The sequence below is a fragment of the Corynebacterium gottingense genome (genome assembly GCF_003693265.1).
GTDB classification, from domain to species: domain Bacteria; phylum Actinomycetota; class Actinomycetes; order Mycobacteriales; family Mycobacteriaceae; genus Corynebacterium; species Corynebacterium gottingense.
Map to the genome: position 1 here is coordinate 1 of NZ_RDRE01000124.1, position 1,514 is coordinate 1,514.

Sequence of the window (1,514 nt, forward strand, 5' to 3'; positions counted from 1 at the left end):
CCGGCATCTTGCGCTTGTACACGAAGTACCCGATGGCCAGGCCGGGCAGGGTGAAGATCACCCACATGTGGATGCCAAAGTGGTAGTACGTGAACTCGAAGGCCTGCACGATCGCCTCGCGGCTCATCGGGTCCATATCGCCGCGCGGCGGGTTGTACGCGTGGTTCAGCGGCTCCGCGGCGCCCCAGAACATGAGCGTCGCGCCCATGCCGGCGGCGAAGAGCATGGCGAACCAGACTGGGTAGCTGTATTCGGGCTCGTCTTCGTCGTCGCCGAGCCGCATGTTGCCAAAGCGGGAAACGAAAATGACGATGAGGAAGATGAACACCGCGGAGATGCCGCCGATGTACATCCAGGAGAAGTTGTCCATCAGGAACCCGGAGATCGAGCTGTAGAGCTGGCGGGCGCGATCACCGAACGCCAGCGTCGCCGCCACGAAGACGACGATGAAGCCGAGCGATGCCCCGAAGATCACCGGATCAGTTTGAAGGCCGCGCTTGCGTGCCATGGTGTTTTCCAATCGTTGGGAACTCAAATCGGTGACCATTGTAGGGCACTTGCTTATCGACGCCCTGCTACACTCTCTCTCCGTTGAAGGGGAGTAGCCCGCAATCGGTTGTTCGACATACTGGCGCACGCGCCCGGGCAACCGGCTCCGGTTTGGAGTGAGCGAGACCTTCGGACCGTTGCACGCACGGCGCCGAAGCGCCCCAATTGTGGGAGGACACTCGCATGCCTGAATTGCCCCCTTCACTCCAAAAAGAGCAAAAGATCCTGGAACGCTTCATGTGGCTTTCCATCGCGGTATCTCTGCTCACCATCGTGCTCAAGATGGTCGCTGCCTGGGTCACCGGCTCCGTCGGCTTCATGTCGGACGCGATCGAGACCGTGATCAACTTCGTGGCCGCCGTCGTCGGCCTCTGGGCGCTCAAGCTGTCCGCGAAGCCGGCGGACGCGAACCACAACTTCGGACACTCCAAGGCTGAATATTTTTCCGCCCAGGTGGAGGGCTCGCTCATCCTCGTCGCGGCCGTGGCCATCATCTACACCGGCGTGGAACGGCTGATCACTCCGCAGCCGGTGGAGCAGCTCGGCGTGGGATTACTGTTCTCCGTCATCGCCGCCGTGCTCAACGCCGCCGCCGGGTACGCGCTCGTGCGCGGCGGGAAGCGCTACCGCTCTGCAGCCCTGGAGGCGGACGGGAAACACCTGCTCACGGACGTGTGGACCACCGTCGGCGTGATTGTCGGCATGGCGCTCGTTGCGCTGACCGGCTGGCAGGTCCTCGACCCGATCGTCGCGCTGCTGGTTGGCGCAAACATTCTCTACACCGGCTTCGTGCTGTTACGCAGCGCCATCCTGAGCCTGCTGTCTGAGGCTTTGCCCACGGAGGAGCTTGCAAAACTCAACGCATTTCTGGATGCATTTGCCGAGCAAAACGGGGTGGCGTTTACCTCCGTACGTACGGCTGCGTTTGGTCGCGAGCGCTTGATCAGCTTGGTCATGCAGGTGCC

At 62.2% G+C, this 1,514-nt stretch carries 2 protein-coding genes; one reads left to right on the plus strand and one right to left on the minus strand.

Features of this window, described 5'->3' with window-relative positions; translation table 11 throughout:
• The coding region (locus tag EAW56_RS12140) for a BCCT family transporter (RefSeq protein ID WP_244213439.1) at positions 1–508 on the minus strand (508 nt) is incomplete at its 3' end.
• 224 nt (positions 509–732) lie between these two features.
• On the opposite strand from EAW56_RS12140, the gene EAW56_RS12145 reads away from it, so the two are divergent.
• A partial coding sequence (locus tag EAW56_RS12145) for a cation diffusion facilitator family transporter (RefSeq protein ID WP_147453329.1) occupies positions 733–1,514 on the plus strand: 782 nt, incomplete at its 3' end.